This is a genomic window from Pseudomonas sp. Gutcm_11s (assembly GCF_028649395.1).
GTDB lineage: Bacteria > Pseudomonadota > Gammaproteobacteria > Pseudomonadales > Pseudomonadaceae > Aquipseudomonas.
In genome coordinates, this window is record NZ_JAQSUW010000017.1 from 494,332 (window position 1) to 518,376 (window position 24,045).

Annotated in this window: 20 protein-coding genes; 11 read left to right on the forward strand and 9 right to left on the reverse strand. The window is 66.4% G+C overall.

The features are described from left to right. Nucleotides 1-220 precede the first annotated feature (220 nt). The 7 genes from thiI to PTT45_RS20800 all read left to right on the forward strand — a co-directional run bounded on the left by thiI (nucleotide 221) and on the right by PTT45_RS20800 (nucleotide 11,549). Complete coding sequence (gene thiI, locus PTT45_RS20770) at nucleotides 221-1,678, forward strand: tRNA uracil 4-sulfurtransferase ThiI (protein ID WP_273815891.1); 1,458 nt, start codon at nucleotides 221-223, stop codon at nucleotides 1,676-1,678. 131 nt (nucleotides 1,679-1,809) lie between these two features. Continuing rightward, on the forward strand, nucleotides 1,810-3,627 hold the full coding sequence (typA, locus tag PTT45_RS20775; protein WP_192314906.1) for a translational GTPase TypA: 1,818 nt from the start codon (nucleotides 1,810-1,812) through the stop codon (nucleotides 3,625-3,627). Between the two features lie 282 nt (nucleotides 3,628-3,909). Beyond that, a complete protein-coding gene (locus tag PTT45_RS20780) occupies nucleotides 3,910-5,970 on the forward strand; it encodes a methyl-accepting chemotaxis protein (protein ID WP_273815892.1) in 2,061 nt (686 codons plus the stop codon). A gap of 127 nt (nucleotides 5,971-6,097) precedes the next feature. Continuing rightward, nucleotides 6,098-7,861: a phosphoethanolamine transferase CptA gene (cptA, locus tag PTT45_RS20785; RefSeq protein WP_273815893.1), complete on the forward strand. Its 1,764-nt coding sequence runs from the start codon at nucleotides 6,098-6,100 to the stop codon at nucleotides 7,859-7,861. Nucleotides 7,862-8,008: 147 nt separating this feature from the next. Further along, nucleotides 8,009-9,940: an autotransporter domain-containing protein gene (locus PTT45_RS20790; protein ID WP_273815894.1), complete on the forward strand. Its 1,932-nt coding sequence runs from the start codon at nucleotides 8,009-8,011 to the stop codon at nucleotides 9,938-9,940. A 272-nt stretch (nucleotides 9,941-10,212) separates the two neighbouring features. Next, complete coding sequence (locus tag PTT45_RS20795; RefSeq protein WP_273815895.1) at nucleotides 10,213-11,364, forward strand: PepSY-associated TM helix domain-containing protein; 1,152 nt, start codon at nucleotides 10,213-10,215, stop codon at nucleotides 11,362-11,364. Then, entirely contained in the window at nucleotides 11,361-11,549 is a 189-nt protein-coding gene (locus tag PTT45_RS20800) for a hypothetical protein (RefSeq protein ID WP_273815896.1), read from the forward strand. The genes PTT45_RS20795 and PTT45_RS20800 overlap by 4 nt, the downstream gene beginning before the upstream one ends. A gap of 22 nt (nucleotides 11,550-11,571) precedes the next feature. Here the strand turns inward: PTT45_RS20800 and PTT45_RS20805 are convergent, their stop codons facing one another. Beyond that, on the reverse strand, nucleotides 11,572-11,967 hold the full coding sequence (locus PTT45_RS20805; RefSeq protein WP_273815897.1) for a YkgJ family cysteine cluster protein: 396 nt from the start codon (nucleotides 11,965-11,967) through the stop codon (nucleotides 11,572-11,574). Nucleotides 11,968-12,254: 287 nt separating this feature from the next. After that, the gene (locus tag PTT45_RS20810; RefSeq protein ID WP_273815898.1) at nucleotides 12,255-13,148 is read right to left on the reverse strand and encodes a LysR family transcriptional regulator; all 894 of its coding nucleotides are present in this window, start codon (nucleotides 13,146-13,148) and stop codon (nucleotides 12,255-12,257) included. A 123-nt stretch (nucleotides 13,149-13,271) separates the two neighbouring features. On the opposite strand from PTT45_RS20810, the gene PTT45_RS20815 reads away from it, so the two are divergent. Genes PTT45_RS20815 through PTT45_RS20830 form a run of 4 tightly spaced genes read left to right on the forward strand, consistent with a single transcriptional unit; the run spans nucleotide 13,272 to nucleotide 16,099 of the window. After that, a complete protein-coding gene (locus PTT45_RS20815; RefSeq protein WP_273815899.1) occupies nucleotides 13,272-13,970 on the forward strand; it encodes an MOSC domain-containing protein in 699 nt (232 codons plus the stop codon). After that, the gene (locus PTT45_RS20820) at nucleotides 13,967-14,203 is read left to right on the forward strand and encodes a hypothetical protein (protein WP_273815901.1); all 237 of its coding nucleotides are present in this window, start codon (nucleotides 13,967-13,969) and stop codon (nucleotides 14,201-14,203) included. Before PTT45_RS20815 ends, PTT45_RS20820 begins: the two co-directional genes overlap by 4 nt. Further along, complete coding sequence (locus tag PTT45_RS20825) at nucleotides 14,196-15,392, forward strand: aminotransferase class III-fold pyridoxal phosphate-dependent enzyme (protein ID WP_273815902.1); 1,197 nt, start codon at nucleotides 14,196-14,198, stop codon at nucleotides 15,390-15,392. Before PTT45_RS20820 ends, PTT45_RS20825 begins: the two co-directional genes overlap by 8 nt. Continuing rightward, nucleotides 15,392-16,099, forward strand: a complete 708-nt coding sequence (locus PTT45_RS20830; protein WP_273815903.1) for a type 1 glutamine amidotransferase — start codon at nucleotides 15,392-15,394, stop codon at nucleotides 16,097-16,099. The genes PTT45_RS20825 and PTT45_RS20830 overlap by 1 nt, the downstream gene beginning before the upstream one ends. 8 nt (nucleotides 16,100-16,107) lie before the next feature. On the opposite strand, the gene PTT45_RS20835 is transcribed toward PTT45_RS20830, so the two are convergent. The 7 genes from PTT45_RS20835 to PTT45_RS20865 form a co-directional block, all read right to left on the reverse strand. Next, nucleotides 16,108-17,088: an alpha/beta hydrolase gene (locus PTT45_RS20835; protein WP_273815904.1), complete on the reverse strand. Its 981-nt coding sequence runs from the start codon at nucleotides 17,086-17,088 to the stop codon at nucleotides 16,108-16,110. Between the two features lie 130 nt (nucleotides 17,089-17,218). Continuing rightward, nucleotides 17,219-18,643: a multidrug transporter subunit MdtD gene (gene mdtD, locus PTT45_RS20840; RefSeq protein ID WP_443218219.1), complete on the reverse strand. Its 1,425-nt coding sequence runs from the start codon at nucleotides 18,641-18,643 to the stop codon at nucleotides 17,219-17,221. 66 nt (nucleotides 18,644-18,709) lie between these two features. Then, complete coding sequence (locus tag PTT45_RS20845; protein ID WP_273815905.1) at nucleotides 18,710-18,883, reverse strand: hypothetical protein; 174 nt, start codon at nucleotides 18,881-18,883, stop codon at nucleotides 18,710-18,712. After that, nucleotides 18,880-20,007, reverse strand: a complete 1,128-nt coding sequence (locus tag PTT45_RS20850) for a PepSY-associated TM helix domain-containing protein (RefSeq protein ID WP_273815906.1) — start codon at nucleotides 20,005-20,007, stop codon at nucleotides 18,880-18,882. The genes PTT45_RS20845 and PTT45_RS20850 overlap by 4 nt, the downstream gene beginning before the upstream one ends. Nucleotides 20,008-20,068: 61 nt before the next feature. After that, nucleotides 20,069-22,465 carry a TonB-dependent siderophore receptor gene (locus PTT45_RS20855; protein WP_273815907.1) on the reverse strand — a complete coding sequence of 799 codons (2,397 nt, stop codon included), beginning with the start codon at nucleotides 22,463-22,465 and terminating at the stop codon, nucleotides 20,069-20,071. Nucleotides 22,466-22,554: 89 nt separating this feature from the next. Further along, nucleotides 22,555-23,496, reverse strand: coding sequence for a FecR domain-containing protein (locus tag PTT45_RS20860; protein WP_273815908.1), 942 nt, complete (start codon nucleotides 23,494-23,496; stop codon nucleotides 22,555-22,557). Beyond that, nucleotides 23,493-24,011, reverse strand: a complete 519-nt coding sequence (locus tag PTT45_RS20865) for an RNA polymerase sigma factor (protein ID WP_273815909.1) — start codon at nucleotides 24,009-24,011, stop codon at nucleotides 23,493-23,495. The genes PTT45_RS20860 and PTT45_RS20865 overlap by 4 nt, the downstream gene beginning before the upstream one ends. Nucleotides 24,012-24,045: the final 34 nt, after the last annotated feature.

Sequence of the window (24,045 nt, forward strand, 5' to 3'; positions counted from 1 at the left end):
CCACTGCCCCGGAATGGGTTCGGAGCCTGAAACACAGGGGCTGCGCGGGTTGTGGCGATTTTTTGAGCGATTTTGCGCACCGAATCGGTGCTGGATATTTGCCGTGAGCACTATTTTGGTGCTTTGTGGCGATCGAGATTGTTTTTGGTCAAACCTTGAGCAATTTCCGCTATAATCCGCGCCCCTGTTTTTAGGCCTAGCGCCCGGCGCTTGTTTTTCCATGAAGCTCATCGTCAAACCCTTCGCAGAAATCACCATCAAGAGCCGGCCGGTGCGCAAGCAGTTCATCCGCCAGCTGGCGAAGAACATTCGCACGGTACTGCGTGATCTGGACCCGGGTTTGGATGTGCAGGGCGAGTGGGACAACCTCGATCTGATCAGCCAGGTCAGCGAGCCCAAGGTGCAGGCCGAGATGTTCGAGCGCCTGCGCTGCACGCCGGGCATCGCCCACTTCCTCGAAGTGCACGAATATCCTTACGTCGATTTCGATGACACCTTCGAGAAATGCCGCGCGCATTTCGGTGCGCAGCTGGCGGGCAAGGTCTTCGCCGTGCGCTGCAAGCGTGCCGGCAACACCCACGACTTCACCTCGATGGAGCTGGCCACCCATGTCGGCAGCCGCCTGCGCCGCGAGTGCGGGGCCGCCGGTATCGACCTGAAGAAGCCCGAGGTCGAGGCGCGCTTCGAGGTGCGTTACGACCGTCTGCTGATCGTGCATGCCCAGCACGAAGGCCTCGGTGGCTACCCGCTGGGTTCGATCGAACAGACCTTGGTGCTGATGAGTGGCGGCTTCGACTCCACCGTCGCTGCCTATCAGATGATGCGTCGCGGCCTGCTCACCCACTTCTGCTTCTTCAACCTCGGCGGGCGTGCCCACGAGTTGGGCGTGATGGAAGTGGCCCACCACCTGTGGAGCAAATTCGGCAGCTCGCACCGCGTGCTGTTCATCAGCGTGCCGTTCGAGGAAGTGGTCGGCGAGATTCTCGGCAAGGTCGACAACAGCCAGATGGGCGTGGTGCTCAAGCGCATGATGCTGCGCGCCGCCAGCCGCATCGCCGAGGAGCTGAATATCGATGCGCTGGTCACCGGTGAGGCGATCAGCCAGGTCTCCAGCCAGACCCTGCCCAACCTCTCGGTGATCGACGCGGTCACCGACACCCTGGTGCTGCGCCCGCTGATCGCTGCGCACAAGCAGGACATCATCGACACCGCCACCGCCATCGGCACCGCCGAGTACGCCAAGAACATGCCCGAGTACTGCGGCGTGATCTCGGTGAACCCGACCACCCGCGCCAAGCCCGGCCGCATCGAACACGAGGAGAGCCACTTCGACATGGCTGTCCTCGAGCGTGCGCTGGAACGAGCGACCCGCGTGACCGTGGACAAGGTGATCGATGCACTGGGCCAGGACCTGCAGGTCGAGGAAGTGGCCGAGGCGCTGGCCGGGCAGATCGTCATCGACATCCGCCATCCGGATGCCGCCGAAGACGAGCCGCTCACGCTTCCGGGCATCGAGGTGCAGGCCCTGCCGTTCTACGCGCTGAACAACCGATTCAAGGAACTGGATGAGACCCGCCAGTACCTACTCTATTGCGACAAGGGTGTGATGAGCCGCCTGCACGCTCACCACCTGCTCAGCGAGGGACATGCGAATGTTCGCGTCTATCGCCCGCATTAAGCGTGCAGGTCTGCTCGGTGGCAGCATCCGCCACCGACCTCCCGACCCTGGCGCCGCGTAATCCCGAGTTCATAACGGCCAGGCAGACTGCAGGGCCAAAGCTTTCAGAATCATTAATCGAGACGACATCCGTGATCGAAAATCTCCGCAATATCGCCATCATCGCCCACGTCGACCATGGCAAGACCACCCTGGTAGACAAACTGCTGCGCCTGTCCGGCACCCTCGACCGCAAAGAAGCGGAAAACGAGCGCGTGATGGACTCCAACGACCAGGAAAAAGAGCGCGGCATTACCATTCTGGCGAAGAACACTGCGCTGAAGTGGGGCGACTACAACATCAACATCGTCGACACCCCCGGGCACGCCGACTTCGGCGGTGAAGTAGAGCGCGTGATGTCGATGGTCGACTCCGTACTGCTGGTGGTCGACGCCCAAGACGGCCCGATGCCGCAAACCCGTTTCGTGACCCAGAAGGCGTTCAAGGCCGGTCTGCGTCCGATCGTGGTAGTGAACAAGATCGACCGTCCGGGCGCGCGTCCTGACTGGGTTATCGACCAGATCTTCGACCTGTTCGACAACCTCGGCGCCACCGACGAGCAGCTGGACTTCCCGATCGTCTACGCCTCGGCTCTGAACGGCATCGCCGGTCTGGACCACGAGAAGATGGACGACAACATGGACGCCCTGTTCCAGGCGATCATCGACCACGTGCCGGCCCCCAAGGTCGACGTCGACGGTCCGTTCCAGATGCAGATCTCCCAGCTGGACTACAACAGCTTCCTCGGTGTGATCGGCATCGGCCGTATCGCTCGTGGCCGCATCAAGGCCAACACCCCGGTAGTCGCCATCAGCGACGACGGCAGCAAGCGCAACGGCCGTATCCTCAAGATCATGGGCCACTCCGGCCTGCAGCGCGTTGAAGTAGCCGACGCCGAAGCCGGCGACATCGTCTGCGTATCGGGCATGGACGAGCTGTTCATCTCCGACACCCTGTGCGACCCGCAGAACGTCGAAGCCCGTCCGCCGCTGACCGTTGACCAGCCGACCGTGAGCATGACCTTCCAGGTCAACGACTCGCCGTTCGCCGGTAAAGAAGGCAAGTTCGTCACCAGCCGCAACATCAAGGACCGTCTGGACAAAGAGCTGCTGCACAACGTGGCCCTGCGCGTCGAAGCGGGCGAGTCCGCCGAGAAGTTCAAGGTCTCCGGTCGTGGCGAGCTGCACCTGTCGGTACTGATCGAAACCATGCGCCGCGAAGGCTTCGAGATGGCCGTGGGCCGTCCGGAAGTGGTGATCATCGAGAAGGACGGCGAGAAGCAAGAGCCGTACGAGAACGTCACCATCGACATCGAAGAGCAGCACCAGGGCTCGGTGATGGAGCAGATGGGTCTGCGTAAGGGCGACCTGACCAACATGGTTCCCGATGGCAAGGGCCGCGTGCGGCTGGAATACACCATCCCGGCGCGTGGCCTGATCGGCTTCCGTAACAACTTCCTGACCCTGACCTCGGGCAGCGGCATCCTGACCTCGACCTTCAGCCACTACGGCGTGATCAAGGCCGGTGAAGTCAGCAACCGTCAGAACGGCGTACTGGTCTCCATGGCCACCGGCACCGCCCTGACCTACTCGCTGGAAACCCTGCAGAGCCGCGGCAAGCTGTTCCTGGCCCCGGGCGACGAGATCTACGAAGGCCAGCTGGCCGGCATCAACAGCCGTGACAACGACCTGGTGATCAACCCCACCAAGGGCAAGAAGCTCGACAACATGCGCGCTTCCGGCAAGGACGAAGTCATCGCCCTGGTTCCGCCGATCAAGTTCACCCTCGAGCAGGCGCTGGAATTCATCGCCGACGACGAGCTGGTGGAAGTGACGCCGAAGTCGATCCGCCTGCGTAAGAAAATGCTCAACGAGAACGACCGCAAGCGCTACGAGCGCGCCAAGGTCTGATCGATCTGAGTCGCTGAAGAAGCCCCCGCCGGCCTAGCCTGCGGGGGCTTTTTTCTGGGCGGCGAAATAGTGCTGATGACGCCTTTTTGCACCTTGATGGCGCAATGCTTCTATCGTTTGACTCATGAAGTCAGCGAGGCTTCCGATATCTAGTTTCTGGCATGGGCTCGCCGTTTTCGCGGCGGCAGGGCGCCAGCGGATAGCTTCGAAGTGGCGGGGTGCGTGGCTCGGCATTTGCTAGCTCAAGCGCTTCGCAGTTTCGTCCGATTCAGGAGTTCGACGATGAATGCGCTGTTGCTGCCTGGGGTAAATGCTCTCGAGAAGTTCAGCTTCGCTCGCAAGTTCCAGTTGCTGGCGCTGCTGTTCATCCTGCCGCTGGCCTATGCCGCCTGGTCCATCGGCGACAACTACCTGGGCAAGCTCGAGGTGGTCGATGGCGAGCATTCCGGCGTGTTGCAGCTGCAGGCCCTGGACCGGGTCGAGCAACTGCTGATTCGTCAGCGCAACCTCACCGCACGCTGGAAATCCACCGAACGCAACCGCGAGGCCAGTGCCGAGACCCAGGCCGCCATCGCTCGCCTGCAGCAGAGCGAGAGCGAGCTGGACCAGGCCCTGGAGGCGCTGCAGAAGGTATTGGCCAGCGAGGGCGCCAGTGAGCAGGCGCAAGCGGCCCTGCGTACCCTGCAGGGTGAACGCGCCGGGCTCAGCGCCCAGGCCCTGGGCAGCGTCGGCTGGTGGCCGGATGCCTATGATCGCTTCAGCCAGGCCTTGCAGCGCCTCGGCGCGCTGCGCGAGCAGATCGCCACCGAGAGCGGCCTGATCCTCGACCCCTGGCTGGAAACCTACCTGCTCATGCAGCTGGCCACCCAGGACTCGCCGCGCCTGCAGCAGCGCCTCGGCGTGCTCGCCAGCGTTGGCCAGGGCGCCGTGGCGGCCGGCCAGTTCAGCCTGCAGAGTCGCCTGCAGCTGCGCGAGATCCGTGCCGCCGCTGGTGAGTCGCGCCAGCAGCTGGGCAAGCTTGGCGAGCGCCTGAAGGACGAGCTGCCCAAGTCCCTTTCGAGCTGGAACCAGACCTATGCCCAGAGCCTCGCCGGCCTGGATGAATGGCTGCAGCAGCTGGACCAGAAGATGTACGGCGACGGCGGCATCCAGCTCGATGTGGCCGCCTTCGAGCAAGGCATGGACGGCGCCCAGCAACATATCGAGACCCTGCAGCGCGCCACGCTGGAGGCGCTCGACAGCCGCCTCGGCCAGTACCGGGCAATGGCCCTGCGCGCGCTGATCGTCACCCTCGGCGCCTTCGGCCTGATGGTGCTGCTGGCGCTCTATGCCCTGGTCTGCCTGCAGGCCTCCATCCGTGGCAGCAGCTGGCGTATCACCTCGTTGGCCCAGTCGCTGCGCGATGGCGACCTGCGCCGCCATGTCACCGTACATGGCAAGGACGAGCTGGCGCTGATCGGCGCGGCGCTGAATGACGCCGTAGCGCAGATGCGCGACTCGCTGCAGGGCGTGAACCGTGAGAGCGCCGAGCTGGGCGACACCGTGGTCACCTTGAGCGGGCAGGCCCAGTCGGCCCTGCGTGCAGTGGAGCAGCAACAGCAGCAGGTCAGCCAGATCGCCGCCGCGGCCACGCAGATGGCTGCAACCGCGCAGAGCGTGGCGGAGAACTGCGAGATGGCAGCGCAGGACGCCACCCAGACCCGCCACATCGCCGAGCAGAGCAACCAGCGCAGCCAGCAGACCACCGCCAGCATGCGCCAGCTCACCGCGCGCCTGGGCGCCACCGCTGCGGCGCTGAGCGAGCTGCGCGAGCAGGCGCAGCAGATCGATCGGGTGGTGGACGTGATCAAGGGCATCGCCGAGCAGACCAACCTGCTGGCGCTCAACGCCGCCATCGAGGCCGCCCGCGCCGGCGAGCAGGGGCGCGGCTTCGCCGTGGTCGCCGACGAGGTGCGCTCGCTGTCGCAGCGCACCCAGGAGTCGACCCGCGAGATCAGCGCCACGGTCGAGGCCCTGCAGCGCGTGGTGCTGCAGGCGGTGGAACTGATGCAGGTGGCCTGCGGCCAGGCCGAGGTGGACGCCGGCTCGGTCACCGAACTGGGCGAGCACCTGGGCGAGATCGCCGGCGCCGTGCAGCGTGTCAGCGACATGATCGCGCAGATCGCCACCGCCGTTGAGCAGCAGGCCGCCACGGCGGAGGAGGTCAGCGGCAACATCCAGCAGGTTGACCAGGCCGCTGCCAGCCTGCTGCACGGCGCCCAGGCCGTGCATGGCGTGGCCGACCGCCTCAGCCAGGGTAGCCGCGCACTGGCGCAGAACACCGCGCATTTCCATCTGGATTGAGCGGGTGCGTAACGACGAGCGGCGTGATCGCCGCTCGGCATTTCCTGACTTGTTTACAAAGTTTTCACGGCCATCCCGGCAGATTGCCCGCCCATAGGGGGATTCCCCGTTTCGCCTTGGGGCTGTGATGACAAACGCGCAACCTGCCGGCGCCACTCGCGCCGGAATCGACTGGGCCGGCTTGGGCTGGGCCTTCCTGTTCTTCTGGTACTTCTCCGGCGTGACCCACCTGCTGATCAAGCTCACCGACTCGGCGGGCTTCAGCGGCCTGCGTCAGTCGCTGGTCATGAGCCTGATCTGGCTGGTGCCGCTGCTGCTCTGGCCGGCGCGTGCGCGCAGCACCGCGGCGGTGCTCGGCGTGGTGCTGTGGCTGGCCTCACTGCCGGCGTTCGGCTACTTCCTGGTGTACGGCCAGGAGTTCTCGCAGAGCGTGATCTTCATCCTCTTCGAGTCCAACGTCGCCGAGGGTAGCGAGTACCTGGCGCAATACTTCACCTGGTGGATGCCGCTGGCCTTCGCCGCCTATGGCCTGGGTGGCTGGCTGTTGTGGCGCAAGGTGCGTGCGGTGCGCCTGCCTGGTGCTGCGCGGTTCGTGCTGCCGTTGGTGCTGGGGCCGGTGGTGCTCGGCTACCCGTTGGCCAAGGAGTACGTGCAGCAGGGCCATTGGGGCGAGGCGGTGGAGCACCTGCAGACGCGCATGGAGCCGGCGGTGCCCTGGCAACTACTGGTGGGCTACGAGAAGTACCGCACGCAGCTGAGCGAGATGCAGCGCCTGCTGGCCAGCAATGCCGCAGTGGCGCCGCTGCGTGACCTGCACGACCTGGCCGGCGATCAGCCGAGCACGCTGGTGCTGGTGATCGGCGAGTCGACCAACCGCCAGCGCATGAGCCTGTACGGCTACGGCCGCGAGACCACGCCGGGGCTGGACAAGCTGCGCGACCAGCTGGACGTGTTCGACAACGTGGTGACGCCGCGGCCCTACACCATCGAGGCGCTGCAGCAGGTGCTGACCTTCGCCGACCAGCAGAATCCGGATGCCTACCTGACCACGCCATCGCTGCTCAACCTGATGAAGCAGGCCGGCTACAAGACCTTCTGGATCACCAACCAGCAGACTCTGACCGAGCGCAACACCATGCTCACCACCTTCTCCAAGCAGGCGGACGAGCAGGTCTATCTCAACCAGAACCGCAACCAGAACGCCCGCCAGTACGACGGCGACGTGCTCGAGCCGTTCTCGCGGATGCTCGCCGATCCGGCGCCGCGCAAGCTGATCGTCGTGCACCTGCTCGGCACCCACATGAGCTATCGCTTCCGCTACCCGCCGGAGTACGAGCACTTCACCGATGCAGCCGGCGCACCACGGCACGTCACCGAGGCGCAGCTGCCGACCTACAACAGCTACGACAACGCGGTGCTGTACAACGACTTCGTCGTCTCCAGCCTGATCGAGCGTTTCTCCGCGCGCGATCCGAATGGCTTCCTGGTGTACCTCTCCGACCACGGTGAGGCGGTGTTCGATGCGCCGAGGCCCGAGGTGCTGGGGCGCAACGAGGGGCGGCCGACCTCGCCGATGTACACCGTGCCCTTCATCGTCTGGCGTTCGCCGCAGTGGCGTGCGGGGCATCCGCTGCAGCTCGCCGGTGACCTGGGGCGGCCATACAGCAGCGAGCACTTCATCCACACCTGGGCCGACCTGGCCGGGCTGCGCTTCGCCGAGTTCGATGCCAGCAAGAGCCTGGTGAGCAACACCTTCAAAGAGCGCCCGCTGCTGATCGGCGACCCTCAGCTGCCGCAGAGCCTGATCGACTTCAGCCTGATCAAGCCGCATCCCTCGGATGGCGAGCTGGCGCAGAAGGAGAGCGCACGCGGTACCGCCCAGCCGCTGTGATACTCCCTTGGAGCGACGTCCGCCGGGCGCCGCTCGATCCCTCATCCCAAGTAGGGAATTTGCACCGGGCGATGGTGCCTTCCCTCCTGGCTGTCCCTAAAGTCCCTGGCCGCTTGCCCATCACAACAAGAACAAGGGAAAGGGACAATGAAGCAACTACTGACTCCTCTGGCCTGCGCCTGCCTGCTGGCCGGCGCGGCCTCGGCCCATGCCGGCGCCTACAGCGGCATGGTGGTGTTCGGCGACAGCCTGAGCGACGCCGGGCAGCGCCCGGAGGCCGCGGCGCCGAGTAATCCGGTGCGCCATACCAATCGCGTGGGGCCGACCTACGCCGCCGGCGAGGCCTACGGCTCCACCTCGCCGATGCTGATCAACGACGGTCTCGGCCTGACACCGCAGGTAGCCTCGACCAACATCATGCGCGCGCTCAATGGCCAGGCCGATGGCAACAACTGGGCGGTCGGCGGCTACCGCACCGAGCAGGTCTATGACTCCATCACCGGCGTGTTCGATCCGGCCACCGGCCGAGGCGGCTCGCAGGTGCGCGCCGGCCTCAACTACAGCGACCCGCTGATCCGCCAGCGCGATGGCTACCTGGTGTACCTGCGCAACATGGGGCTGAGCGTCGACCCGAACACCCTGTTCTACGTCAACGGCGGCGGCAACGACTTCCTCCAGGGCCTGGTGGTGGATGACGCCAGTGCACGTCTGGCCGCCGGGCGCCTGGCCGCCGGTGTAGAGGCGCTGCAGGCGGCGGGTGGGCGCTACTTCATGGTGCCGCTGCTGGTCGACGTGCCCAGCCCGGCCTACGGCGGCCTGCTCAACCCGGCCCAGGAGGCGCTGGCCGCCAGCTTCAACGCTGAGCTGGCTACCCGGCTCGCGGCGGTGAACGCCGAGGTGATTCCGCTCAACGTGCCGCTGCTCTACCGCGAGGTGCTGGCCGACCCGGCGGCATTCGGCTTCGACCCGACGGAGAACCTGCTGGGCACCTGCTTCTCCGGCTGCGCCTCGATCAACCCGCAGTACGGCATCACCGGCCTCACCCCGGACCCGGATCGACTGATCTATGCCGACGTCGTCCACCCGAGCACGGCCATGCAGCGCATCCTCGCCGACCAGGGGCTGTCGATTCTCGCCGCGCCCTGGGAGATCAGCCGCCTGCCGCAGGCCGGCGAATCGGCGCTGCGCAGCAGCCGCGAGCAGCTGCGCCGGCAATTGTTGTCCGACTGGGGCGCCTGGCAGGGCGAGGGGCAGTGGCGCGGCTTCGTTGGCGGCGCGCTGCAGCGCAGCGACTACGACGGCGATGACACCGCCGCCGCGGGCGATGGCCGTAGCGAGGGCCTGGGTGTCGGAGCCAGCTACCGCCTGAACGAACAGTGGCGCCTGGGGCTGACCCTGGATGTGCAGAAGCTGGACATGGAAATGGGCGCGAGCGACTCGGACTACGGCCTGCACAGCTATCTGGCCGGCGCCTTCGCCCAGTACCAGGATGGCCTGCTGTGGGGCGACCTGGGCCTCAATGCCGGCTATCTGGACTACCACGACCTCAAGCGCCGCTTCGCCCTCGGTCGCACCACCCGCAGCGAGCGCGGCGACACCGAGGGCCAGGTGCTCGGCCTGGGTGGGCGCTTCGGCATCGAGCTGAGTCCGCTCGAGCGCCTGCGTCTGTCGCCATTCGTCAGCGCCGATATCGCGCGGATCGAGGTGGACGGCTACAGCGAGAGCGGAGCCAGCTCCACTGCCCTGAGCTACGGCGAGCAGACGCTCGACTCGCGCCGCCTGGGGCTCGGCCTGCAGGCGCGTTTCGCCCTGGCGGACGACGCCGAGCTGTACGTCGAGATCGTGCGCGAGCGTGAGTTCGAGGACGATGAGAGCGAAGTCGATATGTCGTTGAACAGCGTGCCGGGCGTCGACTTCAGCCTGGTCGGCGCGGCCCTGGATCGCGACCAGACCCGCGCCAGCCTGGGCCTGCGTCAGCGCCTGGCGGCAGACCTGTCGCTGCAGCTGGGCTACGACTATCGCAAGGCGGGCGACGATGATCTGCACGGCGTGGGGCTTAGCCTTTCGCTGGATTGGTAAGCACCAAGGCCCGGCGCATGCCGGGCCTTTTGCATGGCGGAGCGGCCAGTGCAGCGGCGTCGCCTGATCGTCTGTGGCACCGCTTTTTCGAGCGCCAAGTGACATCGCCCGTGCGCTCGTCCATCAGGTTGTCCTGCGAATGGCCGGCTAGGCGCTTGTTAGCGTTTCGATACACCGAATAGAATGAGATGAGTTCTCAAATGATTTTCGGTGTCGCTCGCATCTCATCGTTCCAGCGAGCAGGGACGCCCCATAACTAAAACGAGCCGAACATGACCGCCCGAGCCTTGCGCAACTGGTACCTGGTGCACAAGTGGACCAGCCTGATCTCCACCGTCTTCCTGCTGATGCTGTGCCTGACCGGGCTGCCGCTGATCTTCCACGAGGAGATTGAGCACTACTTCGAGCCGCACCCCGAGCTCAAGGAGGTCGTCGCCGACTCGTCGCGCATCGACTACGACAAGCTGATCGCCGAGGCGCTGGCGGTGCGTCCGGGCGAGGTGGTGCGCTTCGTCGGCTACGACCCGGAAGAGCCGCTGGGCTTCATCTTCACCGCGTCGTCTATACAGCCGCCACCGCTGGATGCCTATATCCAGACCTTCGATACCCGCACCGGTGAGCTGTTTCCCTCCGAGCCGCCGGAAGACGGCTTCATGACCCTGATGCTGCGCTTGCACACCGACATGTTCCTCGGCCTGCCCGGCTACCTGTTCCTCGGCTTCATGGGCCTGCTGCTGGTGGCCTCGCTGGTCTCCGGCGTGGTGGTGTACACGCCGTTCATGCGCAAGCTGGACTTCGCCACCGTGCGCACCGCGCGTAGCAGCCGCCTGAAGTGGCTGGACCTGCACAACGTGCTCGGCATCGTCACCCTGGCCTGGGTGCTGGTGGTCGGCGCCACCGGGGTGATCAACACCCTGGCGATTCCGATTCTCGGCCTGTGGCAGAACGGCCAGCTGGCGGAGATGACCGCGCCCTACAAGGACCTGCCGCCTCTGACCGAGCTGGGCTCGCTGCACAAGGCGCTGGAGACCGCACAGGCGGCCGCGCCGGACATGAAGCCGAGCTTCGTTGCCTATCCCGGCACCGACTTCAGCAGCCAGCACCATTACGCGGTGTTCATGCGTGGCGACACGCCGCTGACCGCGCGCCTGCTCAAGCCGGCGCTGGTCGATGCCACGACCGGCGAGCTGACCGACATGCGCGAGATGCCGATGTACGTGAAGACTCTGCTGATCTCCCAACCGCTGCACTTCGGTGACTACGGCGGCCTGCCGCTGAAGATCATCTGGGCCGTGCTCGACATCATCAGCATCGTCATTCTCGGCAGCGGCCTGTACCTGTGGCTCGGCCGCCGCAAGGCGCCCATCGAGAAACGCCTGGCGGAGCTGAACGCCGGTGGTCTGCTGGTGGAGGGCAAGGCATGAGACGCGGACTCTGGATGATCTTCCGCTGGCCCCTGGTGCTCGGTGTGCTGAGCCTGTTCGGCCTGCTCTCGGCGCTGGTCGGCGACGAGGTCTACGACCTGCTGTCCTGGCTCAGCCTGGGTATACCGCTGGTGCTGCTCGGCGTGGTCTGGGTGCGTATGCGCAACACGCGCAAGCCATCCTGACCACGCGGCCTTACGCCTGGCGTCAGCCCTTGGGGCGCCAGGCGCAGTAGCCCGGGCGCGGGCCGATGCGCGGGTGGTTGCGGCAGGTGTCCGGGCGCTTGTCGTAGACGGTGCACAGGCGGGTCTTGCGATCCAGGTACATGCAGTCGTCGTTGCTCATGCGGGTCAGGGTGAAGATGCCGGACTTCTGGTTGAAGCGCTCGATCAGCCCTTCCTTCTGCAGGCGCTTGGCGATGTTCTTCGGCGGCTCGCCGCGCTCGAACTCGTCGACCACGCCCAGGCGGATCAGGTCGACGATGCGTACTTCCACCGGCATGGTGCAGCAAGTCGACATGCAGCTGGTGCACATGTCCTTGTTGTACTTGGTCCAGGTTTCGACGCGGTCGATTTCCGCGGCAGCGATCAGTTGCGGTCTCATGTTCGGGCTCGGTGGTGCGTTGCAGGCGCGCGATGATAACGGCCGCCCAGGCTTTGTGAAGCCTTTCCCGCTCGATGGTTTTGTAATCTTTGGCTTACAAGGCGTGCTGGCGAACGCCGCTGTCGCTTCGGTGAGTACGAGATTAATCTTGCTTTCAAGGACTTAGCGCAGGAAGCGCATCGAATTACAGGGACATGAGGGAATGTTCGCCAGGATGGCGCACCGACCACGGATGTCAGGAACCAGTCTGCAGAACCCCGCGCAAGCGGGGTTTTTTCTTTTCTGCGCTACGCATTTCCCTTTACCACTTCTTCCAGCAGCTTGCGCAGCAGGTCGAGCGTCGGCTGTTGGCGCTGCGCATCACGGAACACCAGGCCGACCTTGAGCGGCACGCGCGGCTCGCTGATTGGCTTCCACAGCAATCCCTGATTGGCATGCAGCTGGCGCGCCCGGCCCGGCAGCACGGTGGCCAGGCCGGCCGAGTGCGGCAGGCTGTCGAGGATGCCGCTCATGTGGTTGAGCTCGGCCTGCACATGCGGGCGGCGGCCGAGCAGGGCCAGCTGCTCCTGCCAGATCTGCCGCACGCGGAACTCCTCGCCGAGCAGCAACATGGGCTGCTCCGCCGCCTGGGCCAGCGACACCTTCCTGAACTCGCGCAGCGCGTGATCCGGCGGCACCACCAGCTGCAGCTCGTCCTCGTACAGCTCCAGGCTGTGCAGCCCGGGCTGGCGCGGCGGCAGGAAGCCGATGCCGATGTCCAGGCTGCCACTGAGCAGGCGCCGCTCGATATCCAGACCGGACAGTTCGTAGATCTGCACCACCAGCTGCGGCTGGGCGGCGCGCAGCTTCTCCAGCAGGTGCGGCACCAGGCTGGCGTTGACCGTCTGCAGCACGCCGATGGCCAGGCTGCGCGGCGCCCGGCCACGGAAGCCGCGCAGGGCATCGCGCGCGCGCTCGAGGCCGTCGAGCAGAGGCAGTGCGTGGCTGTACAGGGTGTGGGCGGCGAGGGTCGGCAGCAGGCGCTTGCCGCTGCGCTGGAACAGTGCCACTTCGAGATTCTGTTCCAGCTGGCGGATCTGCTGCGACAGCGCCGGCTGCGAAAGGCTCAGGCGCTCGGCGGCGCGGCCGACATGGCCTTCCTCGTAGAGGGCGACGAAGTAGCGCAGCTGGCGAAAGTCCACGGGATTTCCCTCGGTTATCGATAACTTCAGCTTATCAATGAAGCTGGGAAATCGAAATGTCGTTCCGCTCGGCTGCTTCCTATCATGGCCGCATCAACAGCCGCGACAAGGGTGACGGAGGAAATGGGTAAGGCAGAGGTGGCAGGATTATTCATAGGAAAAGCCGTGGATGAAGGCCGCGGCTATGTCAGTGCGCTGGGCAAGCTGCCGGTGAGCGCCGAGGTATGGCTCGGCCCACTGGGGCTGGAGGGCGACGAGCAGGGCGACAGCCGCCACCACGGTGGCCCCGAGCGCGCCCTGCATCTCTACCCGTCCGAGCACTATGCGCAGTGGCGCCAGCGCTACCCGCAGCGCGACTGGCAGCAACCGGCCTTCGGCGAGAACCTGTCGAGCCGCGGGCTGCTGGAGAGCCAGGTGTGCATCGGTGACATCTTCCGCTGGGGCGACGCGCTGCTGCAGGTCAGCCAGCCGCGCTCGCCCTGCTACCGCCTGGCCGAGCGCTGGCAGCTGCCGGGCCTGGCGCTGCAGATGCAGAACAACGGCCTGTGCGGCTGGTTCTTCCGCGTGCTGCGCCCGGGCTGGGTCAGCGCAGCGCTGCCCCTTGAGCTGGTGCAGCGCAGCCACCCCGGACTGAGCGTGGCCCAGGCCATCCGCAGCTACTTCCAGTTCCCCCTCGAGCGTGGCGGCCTGCAACAGCTGCTGGCTTGCGAGTCCCTGTCCGAGCGCTGGCGCCACAGCGCCGCGCGGCGCCTGTCCAGCGGCCAGCTGGAAGACTGGCGCAACCGCCTGGAGGGCCCGGCCAGGCCGGCGCTGAGTGCATGAACGACTACCTGATCCAGCTGTATCGCGACGACTGCCTGTGGGCCGAGATGACGGTCGCCGGCGCTCGCCTGAGTGATGTGCGGGGCGAGTTGCAGAGCCGCTTCCCCATAGTCGAAGGCTTCAGCCTGCGCGTGCAGCAGCGCAAGGAACAACGCCGCATCGTCGAATGCGGTCCCGACGGCATTCGCCTGCTCGGTGTGCAGTATCAGTACCTGGAGTACGAAGATGCGTGATGACTGGTCCCGCGACCGCCTGATGAACACCGTGCAGCGCCCGGAGCAGCTGTTCGTGCGCGGCCAGGGCTCCTGGCTGTGGGATGCCGACGGCCGCTCCTACCTCGACTTCACCCAGGGCTGGGCGGTCAACAGCCTGGGCCACAGCCCGGTGGTGCTGGTGCGTGCGCTGCAGCGTCAGGCCAGCCAACTGATCAACCCCGGTCCGGCTTACTACAACAGCAGCATGCTCGAGCTGGCCGCGCGCCTGTGCCAGGCCACCGGCAGCGACCAGGCCTACTTCCTCAACAGCGGTGCCGAGGCCAACGAGGGCGCGATCAAGCTGGCGCGCAAGTGGGGCCAGCTGCACAAGGGCGGCGCCTACCGCATGGTAACCGCCGCCAACAGCTTCCACGGGCGCACGCTCGGCGCCATGTCCGCCTCCGGCAAGCCGGCCTTCCAGGCGCTGTACGAGCCCAAGGTGCCGGGCTTCACCAAGGTGCCCTACAACGACCTGGCGGCCCTCGACGCAGCGCTGGACGACGACGTGGTGGCGCTGATGCTCGAGCCGGTGCAGGGCGAAGCAGGCGTGTTGCCCGCCGAACTGGACTACCTGCAGGGCGCCGAGCGGCTGTGCCGAGAGCGCGGCATCCTGCTGATCCTCGACGAGGTACAGACCGGCATCGGCCGCTGCGGCAGCCTGCTGGCCGAGGAGCTGTACGGCGTGCGCGCCGACGTGATCAGCCTAGGCAAGGGCCTGGGCGGTGGCGTGCCGTTGGCGGCTCTGCTGGCGCGTGGCAATGCCTGCTGCTTCGAGCCGGGCGAGCAGGGCGGCACCTACCACGGCAATGCGCTGATGACCGCCGCAGGCCTGGCGGTGCTGGATGCCGTGCTGGAGCCCGGTCTGCTGGAGCAGGTGCGCACTACCGGCCAGCAGTTGCGCGAGGGCCTGGCGCGCGTCGGGCGCCGTTTCGGCGCCGGCGCGCCGCGCGGCCACGGCCTGCTGCTCGGCCTGCCGCTGGCTGCCGACAACGCCGCCCAGGTAGCTCGTGCGGCGCTGGGCGAAGGCCTGTTGATCAACGCTGCGCAGCCGGGCGTGCTGCGCTTCTCGCCGGCGCTGACGGTAAGCCTGAGCAATATCGAGGAAATGCTGCGGCGCCTGCACCGGGCGCTGGAGCGAGCGCGCCGGCCGGCGCAGGAGGTGGTGTGATGCGCGTGGCCATTCTGCAGCACGTGGCGTTCGAGGGGCCGGCACAGATCGGCCAGTGGCTGGACCAGCGCCGCCTGCTGGCGCAGGTGCATCACCTGTACGCCGGCGATGCGCTGCCGGCGCTCGACGATTTCGACCTGCTGGTGGTCATGGGTGGGCCGATGAGCGTGCATGACGAGGTCGAGCATCCCTGGCTGGTGGCCGAGAAGCACCTGCTGCGCGCGGCGCTCGATGCCGGCAAACGGGTGCTGGGCATCTGCCTCGGCGGCCAGCTGCTGGCCGAGGCGCTGGGCGGCGAGGTGCGGCTGGCCGACACGGCGGAGATAGGTTGGCACCTGATCGAGCAACATGCCGAAGCCAGCCAGTCACCGCTCGGGCGCATGCTGCCGCAACGGCTGATGGCCATGCATTGGCATGGCGAGACCTTCAGCCTGCCGGCCGGTGCCATCCCGCTCTACCACTCGGCGGCCTGCGCCCTGCAGGGCTTCGTCTGGAACGAGCGCGCCGTGGCGCTGCAGTGCCACCTGGAGAGCAGCCCGGCGAGCATCGAGCAGCTGCTCGCCGCCTGCCCGCAGGATCTGCAGCGGCCCGGCGCGGTGCAGGACGCCGCCACCATCCAGGCCGGCAGCGCCCACTGCTCCTCGCTCAAGGCCAGTCTGTTCCGCCTGCTCGACTACCTCAGTGGCCCGCACGCCAATCTGACCTGAGGTGCGTCTCAGGCGGCGCTGTCGTGCAGGATGCTGGTGCGGCGGAACTCGTCCTGCGGGAACACCCGGCCGCTGACCAGGCACTCGAACAGGTGGTCGAACACCACGCCGGGGATGCCCTTGGTACGCCCGCTGCGGAAATACGAGTGGCCCTTGGGGAAGTCGTACAGGGTGTTGATGTCGTCGCAGTCCACCGCGTAGACGTTCTGCGGCGTCAGCTCCAGGTTCTCCGGCCCGCTGTGGCCCAGGCGCCGTGAGGCGATGCGGTTCTTCAGGTTGGCCGCCTTGCTGCTGCGCAGGGCCATGTCGTCCGAGGCGTAGTACACCACCACGTTGCGCGAGGCGTGGGAGATCAGCTCGCCGCGCTGGCCGCGATGGATCGACTCGTTCTCGATGTCGGCGGCGACCAGGAAGGTGTTGCGGAACAGCATCGGCACGCCGCTGGCCAGGTCGTAGCGGTCCCACTCGCAGAGGGTCTCGCGCAGCACGCGGTTGCCCATGGAGTGGGCCAGCACGTTGATGCGCTTGAGGCAGCTGGCCTGGCCGGCCTCCTCGCGAGCCTTGCGCCAGGCGAGGAAGAAGCACAGCGCCCGAGCCAGCGACACGGCGCTGGAGTCGGCGGATTTCTGATCGTCCCAGTAGTCCTGGACGATGCCGCGGTCGTTGTCGCAGGGCCAGATCACCGGCACCACCAGCACCTCGCCGGGTGAGCGCAGCTCGCACAGGGCCTGGAACTCCTCGACCGCGTCGAACACGTCGTCCGGCAAGTTGGAATAGCCGTGGATGTACAGCAGCAGCTGGCGCTGGCGGGCTTCCTGCAACTGGCCGAAAAAGGCCTGGCTGCCGATCTCCACCAGCTTCTTCTTGCTCTTGCGCTCGCAGAAGAACACCGAGTTGCTCGGCGCGTTGTTGTCCAGGTCGAAGGCGAAGGGACGGTCGATCTCGGTCTTGATCGAGCCTTTGGGAAAGCGATTGGTGAGAAATAGCATGGCGGGCTCCCTGGCGGCTGAATGCGGCGGTTGGCGGCAGAACGGCGAGGGAGTGGGATTGCGCGCACCTGGGCTCCGGTCTCTGCCTGAGCTTGATGCTAGGCGGCCGCTGCGCTTTCGCCAGGGGCGATCAGTCGTCCGGCACGTTCTGCGGAGGGTTCACGCGGCGACCTTCGGCGCCGCTGAGCTGGAGGAAGATCGCGGCCGCCAGCATGGTCAGCACGCCGACGCAGAGGAAGGTGGCCTGGAAGGCGCCTAGCACGCTGTCGACCTCCTGGCCGATGTCCGCGGTGAAACCGCCGAGCAGCGCTGCTGCGCTGGCCACGCCGAGGCTCAGGGACAGCTGGGCGACCACCGAGAGCAGGCTGTTGCCGCTACTGGCGGAGCGGTCGTCGAGGTCGATCAGGGTCACGGTGTTCATCGCGGTGAACTGCAGCGAGTTGATGCCGCCGAGCACGGCCAGCTGGATCAGCAGCAGCCAGTACGGATGCTGCGGGTCGACCAGCGCCAGGCTGGCCAGGCCGACGCCGAGGGCCAGGGTGTTGCCGGTGAGAATGCTGCGGTAGCCGAAGCGCTCGATCAGCGGCCGCGCCAGCGACTTGGCCAGCATCGCCGCCAGGGCCAGCGGGATCATGCTCATGCCGGCCACGGCCGGCGAATGGCCGAGGGCGACCTGCAGCAACAGCGGCACCAGGAACGGCAGGGCGCCGCTGCCCAGGCGGGCGAACAGGTTGCCGAGGATGCCGATGGCGAAGGTACGGGTGTGGAACAGCCGCGGCGGGAACAGCGCGTGCTCGACCTGGCCGGCGCGCAGCCAGTAGGCCGCGAGGCATGCCATGCCGGCGAACAGCAGCATCAGCACGCGCAGGTGCGGCAGGTGCAGTTCGCCGAGGCCTTCCAGGGCGATGGTGATCAGCACCATCGCCGCGCCGAACAGCAGAAAACCCGGCGTATCGAAGCGGCTGCGCTCAGGGCCGCGCAGGTCGGGCATCACGCGCAGGGCGGCGATGCAGCCGAGCAGGCCGACCGGCAGGTTGATCAGGAAGATCCAGTGCCACGAGGCGTACTGCACCAGCCAGCCGCCGAGGGTGGGGCCGATCAGTGGGCCGAGCAGGCCGGGGATGGTGACGAAGCCCATGATCCGCACCAGCTCGCTGCGCGGGTAGGCGCGCAGTACCACCAGGCGCCCGACCGGCATCATCAGCGCGCCGCCGAGGCCCTGGACGATGCGTGCCAGGGCCAGCTGGGTGAGGCTGCCGGACAGCGCGCAGAGCAGCGAGCCGAGGCTGAACAGGAGGATGGCGCCGAAGAAGATGCGCCGGGTGCCGAAGCGGTCAGCGATCCAGCCGGAGGCGGGGATCAGCAGCGCCACGGTGAGCATGTAGGCGATGACCACCGACTGCATGCGCAGCGGGTCCTCGGCCAGGTCGTGGGCCATCGCCGGCAGCGCCGTGTTGAGGATGGTGCCGTCGAGGGTCTGCATGAAGAAGGCGATCGCCACGATCCACGGCAACAGGCGTGCGGTGCCGGGGGCGAGGGGGAGCTGGCTGGGCATGGCGGTCCTTGGAGCGGCTCTGGAACAGGACTCTAGGCCGCTCCGCCAGTCATTGCCAGCCCAGGTTCAGCGTCGTCGCGGCAACAGCGGCCAGATGCCGAGCGCGGCCGGCAGGCCCAGGCCGAGCCAGGCCAGAGCGTCCCACGGGCCGTCGCCGAGCAGCGCGGCGAACAGGCCGGCGGCGCTGAGCGCGCCGATCAGCGTGGGGATGGCGAAGGTCGAATCGCGCCAGCGCTTCATGCCACCACCTCGTCGCGCAGGGCCGCCCGCGGTGCACGGCGACGTACCCACCAGAGGTACAGGCCGCTACCGAGGACGATGATGGTCAGCACGTCGAGCACCGCCCAGAGGATCTGCATCGGCCGGCCGCCGTAGTCGCCGAAGTGCAGCGGCTGCGACATGGCCAGGGCGTCCATGTACCAGGGGCGGCTGGCCACGGCGGTGACCTGCAGGGTCTTGGCGTCGATCAGCACCGGCGTCCACAGGTGCGAGGTCAGGTGCGTGCTGCCCTTCATGAACACCGAGTAGTGGTGCTCGCTGGAGAAACGCGTGCCGGGGAAGGCGATGAAATCCGGCTGCATGCCGGGCGCCGCCTGTTGGGCGATGTCCAGCAGCTGCGTGGCCGGTGCGCGCTCGGTGAGCGGCGGGGCATCGCGGTAGGGCGCGACCATGGCGGTCAGGGTGTCGTTGCGCCAGGCGCTGATCAGCAGGTCGGCACAGGCGCTGATCACCCCGGTGACGCCCACGGTCAGGGCCCAGACCAGGGTGACGATGCCGATCAGGTTGTGCAGGTCGAGCCAGCGCAGGCGCGTGGACTTGTGCTGGCGCACCTCGGCGAACTGCAGGCGACGCATGAACGGCGAGTAGAGCACCACGCCGGAGATGATCGCGACCACGAAGAGAATGCCCATGAAGGCCAGCAGCAGCTTGCCGGGCAGACCGGCGAACATGTCCACGTGCAGGCGCAGCATCAGCATCATGAAGCCGCCGTTGGCCGCCGGCATCTCCACCGCCTCGCCACTACGCGCGTCGAGCATGAAGGTGTGCGAGGAGTTGGGCTCGGTACCGGCGGTGGCGGCCATGATGGTCACCACGCCGTTGGGTTCGTCGTCTTCCCAGCCAAGGTACTGCACCACCTCGCCGGGACGATGGCGCTCACCGGCCTCGACCAGCTGCTGCAGGTTCAGGCGCGGTGCGTCCGGCGCCATCTCGCGCAGCTCCGGTGCCTCGCCCAGCAGGTGCTCGATCTCGTGATGGAAGATCAGCGGCAGGCCGGTGAGTGCCAGCAGGAACAGGAACAGCGTGCAGATCAGGCTGGTCCAGGTGTGGATGACGGACCAGCGGCGGATGGTGGTGGATTTCATGAACCTTCCTGAAAGACCGAAGGCCGCGAAAGCGGCCTTCGGCTGGTGCGTGATGAGCCGTTTACCAGGCGTAGCTGACGTTGGCGATTACGCTGCGCTGATCGCCGTAGTAGCAGTAGTAACCGTCGCAGGTGGAAATGTAATCCTTGTTGAGCAGGTTCTTAACATTGAGCCCAACCGAAACTCCATCTAGAGAGTGGTTGGTACGGCCGAGGTCGTATTTAAGAGCTGCGTCGTAAACGGTGTAGGAGCCTGCATGGCCGATCCAGGTATTGGCACGATCGCCATAGGTGTCACCGACATAGCGCGCACCAGCGGCTACACCGAAGCCATTCAGCAGGCCGCTTTTCCAGCTGTAGTCGGCCCACAGGGACATTTGCTCTTCCGGCACCAGCTGTAGGCGATTACCGGCAAATTCGCCATCCAACTCCTCGCTCTTGGTGCGGGTATAGGTGGCAATCAGCTTGAGCTCTTCCGTCACGTTGCCGGTGGCTTCCAGCTCCAGGCCCTGGACTTTGACCTCACCGCTCTGGCTGGTCACTGGAATGCCGCCAATGCGCTCGGTGACGGAAACATTCTCCTGCCTCAGGTCGTATACGGCCGCGGTAAACAACGCATCCCAGCCCACAGGCTGATATTTCACGCCCAGCTCCCACTGTTTGCCTTCGGTTGGTTTCAGGGCTTCGGTGGCCGATGCACTAGCACCACTGGTTGCCTGGAAGGACTCTGCGTAGGACAGGTATGGCACTACACCAGAGTCGAATACATAGCTGATAGCTGCGTTGCCGCTGAACTCGCTGTCACGGTCGGTATTGGAGGCGTCGCCCTTGTTGTAGAACTCGGTACCGGTGTGTACCCAGTCACGACGGCCGCCAAGGGTCAGGCGCCAGTTGTCCAAGGACATCTGATCCTGAACGTAGAGGCCGGTCTGGCGCGACTTCTGGTTGTAGTCGTAGCCGTACAGGTTTGGGCTGCGCGGAGGGCGCACGATGACCTGGCCGTGCTGCGGGTTGTTGACGTTGGTCGACGGAACGGAGCCGAACAGCGAGATGTAGTTGGTGTTGGAGCGGGTGTGGTCGAGGCCGAGCAGTACGGTGTGAGCGATGCTGCCGGTGCTGAAGTCGGCCTGGAAGTTGTTGTCCACGGCGAACTGGCTGATGTCTTCGTCGGTTACGGTGCTGCTGCGACCGATGTTGCCGTCGGCGTCAATTGTGGACCATGGGTAGGAGCCGACGGTGATGCCTTGGAAGGACAGGTCGGTCTTGGTGTAGCGCAGGTTCTGGCGGAACTGCCAGACATCATCCAGACGGTGCTCGAAGGCATAGCCCAGCGCGTAGTAGGTGCGGTCGTAATATTCCCAGTCCGGGTCGCCCAGGTTCTTGTGGTGGGAAATATCGCCGACCGGCGAGGGCAGCTTGGTGCCCTGCACTGGCAGGAACTGGCTGGTGATGCCGGTATCGTCGCGAGTGAACTGGCTGAGGAAGGTCAGCTTGGTATCGTCGGCGATATTCCAAGTCAGGCTCGGGGCGATGTTGTAGCGCTGGTCCTTGACCTTGTCGATGTTGGTATCGCTATCGCGCACCACACCGCTCACGCCATAGAGGAACTGGCCCTGCTCATCGACTCTGCCAGTGCTGGCGAAGCTGATCTGGCGATGGTTGTTGTTGCCGTACTGCAGCTGCACTTCGTTAGCTGAGACTGCGCTGGGGCGACGGCTGACCATGTCGAGCATGCCCCCTGGCGGGGTTTGGCCGTAGACCGAGGAAGCAGGGCCGCGCAGCAGGGCGACACGTTCCAGGTTCCAGGTTTCTGCTTTCGGGCTGGCGTACACACCTTTGGGTAGCGGCAGACCGTCGAGGAACTGGGTGGGCACGAAGCCGCGTACTTTCATCCACTCGGCACGGGTGTCGCTGCCGTAGCTGCTGGCAACTACACCAGGCATGTAGCGCACGGCATCGTCGAGGTTCAGGACTGCGCGATCTTCCATCTGCTCGCGGGTGGCGACGGAGATGGAACGTGGGGCTTCAACCAGGGCGGTGTCGGTCTTGCTGCCGGCGGCGGTGCGCTTGGCCAGGTAGCCGGTGGTCGGGCCCCAGGCGTCTTCCGAGACTTCGCTGCCGCTGATGTCGCTGCTCGGCAGGGTCACGCCGTCGGCGGGGGCCAGGCTGTAGCTGCCGGCCGAGTTCTGCACCAGTTGCAGGCCGCTGCCCTGCAGGGCGGCGTTCAGCGCCGCCTCAGGCGCGTACTCGCCCTGCACCGGCTGGGCAGTCTTGCCACTGGTCAGCGCCGGGTCGATGCTCAGGACGATGCCGGCTTCGCTGGCAATGCGGCTGAGGGTGCTCGCCAGCGGCGCGGCCGGCAGCTGGTAGCTCTGCGCGAGGGCCAGGGTCGGCAGGCTGGAGAGGGTGATGGCGGCGGCCAGCAGGCTGGGGCGTAGCAGGTGCAGGGTGCGGGACATTGCGAACGGCTCCTAGAAGAGAAAGTCTCTCAATTCCTCCTTTGCCGAAGCAGAATCGAAAAGTGACAGGGGTGTTGCGAAATTTTTTCCTAGCGCTGCGCCGGCACCACTTTTACCCACCAGTCGGTGTAGCGCTCGATGCGCACCGGCAGGCTGGGCGGCAGCGCGGCCAAGGCCAGTTCGCTGTCGCGCAGCGGGAAGCTGCCGCTGATGCGCAGGTCGGCGATGCGCGGGTCGACGCTCAGGTAGCCCGTGCGGTATTCGCTCAGGCTGGCGAGCAGGTCGGCCAGGCGCTGGTTGTCCGCCACCAGCATGCCGTTGCTCCAGGCGCCGGCGCCCACCGCAGCCGGAATGTTCTGGCCCAGCGCATCGCTGCGCATCAGCACCTGCTGGCCGGCGTCGATCACCCGCTCCGCCGGCAGCTGCCGGGCGTGGGCGGCGACCGCCGACTGCAATACGGTCAGGCGCGTGGCATCGCCTTCACGGCGCACCAGGAAGCGCGTGCCGAGGGCGCGCAGGCTGCCCTGCTCGGTCACCACCAGGAAGGGACGCGCGTCGCCGTGGGCGGTCTCGACCAGGATCTCGCCGCTGCGCAGGAAGACGCGCCGCTCGTGCTCGTCGAACTGGATGTCCATGGCGCTGCGGCTGTTCAGCGTGACCTGGCTGCGGTCGGGCAACTGCAGCTCGCGTACTTCGCCGCTGCCGGTGCGTTCGTCGGCCAGGTAGTCGCTGAGCGGACGCTGGGTATTGAGCAGACCCAGGCTCAGGCCCAAGGCCAGTAGCAGGCCGAGCGCGCTGCGCGGGATGCGTCGGTTCGGCCGGGCGAGCAGGGCGCGGCGTGCCGGAGCCGGGGCGGCGATACCGAGCTGCTGGTCGAGCTCGCCGAGCTGCTGCCACACCCGCAGGTGCTCGGGGTGCAGCGCCAGCCAGGCGGAGAAGGCCTGGTAGTCCTGCGGGCTGGCCTCGCCGGAGCCGAGGCACAGCTGCCAGCCAATGGCCTCGTCGAGTACCTGCAAGGGCACGGCGCTCACTGCGGTTCACCGTGCACGGCGATGTAGCACTGGCGCAGGCCCTGGGCCAGGTACTGGCGCACCCGCGATACCGACACGCCGAGACGTTCGGCGATCTCGCCGTGGCCGAGGCCGTCGAGGCGGTTGTAGAGGAAGGCGGCGCGCGCCTTGCTCGACAGCTGGCCGAGCAGGCGGTCGACCTCGCGCAGGGCGTCCAGGGCCATGGCCTGTTCTTCCAGGCTGGGCTGCTGCGCTTCCGGCAGCTGCGCCAGTTCTTCCAGGTAGGTACGTTCCAGGGCGCTGCGGCGGAAGTGGTCGATCAGCAGGCCACGAGCGATGGTGGTCAGCAGCGCGCGGGGTTCGCGCGGCGCCTGCAGGTCGGGGCGACCGAGCAGACGCACGAAGGTGTCCTGGCCGAGGTCGGCGGCGCGCTGCGGGCAGTTCAGGCTGCGGCGCAGCCAGCCGAGCAGCCACTCGCGATGATCGCGGTAGAGCAGGCCAACCAGCTCGTTGTGGGTGTTTTCCCCGGCGGACACAGTCACCTCCACCCGGGGGCAGAAAGAGATAAAT

Coding starts and splice junctions, on each gene's coding strand:
- mdtD (WP_443218219.1), bottom strand. CDS start 18,643: ATGCCCAGCCAGCTCCCCCTCGCCCCCGGCACCGCACGCCTGTTGCCG.
- thiI (WP_273815891.1), top strand. CDS start 221: ATGAAGCTCATCGTCAAACCCTTCGCAGAAATCACCATCAAGAGCCGG.
- PTT45_RS20835 (WP_273815904.1), bottom strand. CDS start 17,088: ATGCTATTTCTCACCAATCGCTTTCCCAAAGGCTCGATCAAGACCGAG.
- PTT45_RS20825 (WP_273815902.1), top strand. CDS start 14,196: ATGCGTGATGACTGGTCCCGCGACCGCCTGATGAACACCGTGCAGCGC.
- cptA (WP_273815893.1), top strand. CDS start 6,098: ATGACAAACGCGCAACCTGCCGGCGCCACTCGCGCCGGAATCGACTGG.
- PTT45_RS20800 (WP_273815896.1), top strand. CDS start 11,361: ATGAGACGCGGACTCTGGATGATCTTCCGCTGGCCCCTGGTGCTCGGT.
- PTT45_RS20850 (WP_273815906.1), bottom strand. CDS start 20,007: ATGAAATCCACCACCATCCGCCGCTGGTCCGTCATCCACACCTGGACC.
- PTT45_RS20815 (WP_273815899.1), top strand. CDS start 13,272: ATGGGTAAGGCAGAGGTGGCAGGATTATTCATAGGAAAAGCCGTGGAT.
- PTT45_RS20780 (WP_273815892.1), top strand. CDS start 3,910: ATGAATGCGCTGTTGCTGCCTGGGGTAAATGCTCTCGAGAAGTTCAGC.
- PTT45_RS20855 (WP_273815907.1), bottom strand. CDS start 22,465: ATGTCCCGCACCCTGCACCTGCTACGCCCCAGCCTGCTGGCCGCCGCC.
- PTT45_RS20790 (WP_273815894.1), top strand. CDS start 8,009: ATGAAGCAACTACTGACTCCTCTGGCCTGCGCCTGCCTGCTGGCCGGC.
- PTT45_RS20845 (WP_273815905.1), bottom strand. CDS start 18,883: ATGAAGCGCTGGCGCGATTCGACCTTCGCCATCCCCACGCTGATCGGC.
- PTT45_RS20805 (WP_273815897.1), bottom strand. CDS start 11,967: ATGAGACCGCAACTGATCGCTGCCGCGGAAATCGACCGCGTCGAAACC.
- PTT45_RS20820 (WP_273815901.1), top strand. CDS start 13,967: ATGAACGACTACCTGATCCAGCTGTATCGCGACGACTGCCTGTGGGCC.
- PTT45_RS20795 (WP_273815895.1), top strand. CDS start 10,213: ATGACCGCCCGAGCCTTGCGCAACTGGTACCTGGTGCACAAGTGGACC.
- PTT45_RS20830 (WP_273815903.1), top strand. CDS start 15,392: ATGCGCGTGGCCATTCTGCAGCACGTGGCGTTCGAGGGGCCGGCACAG.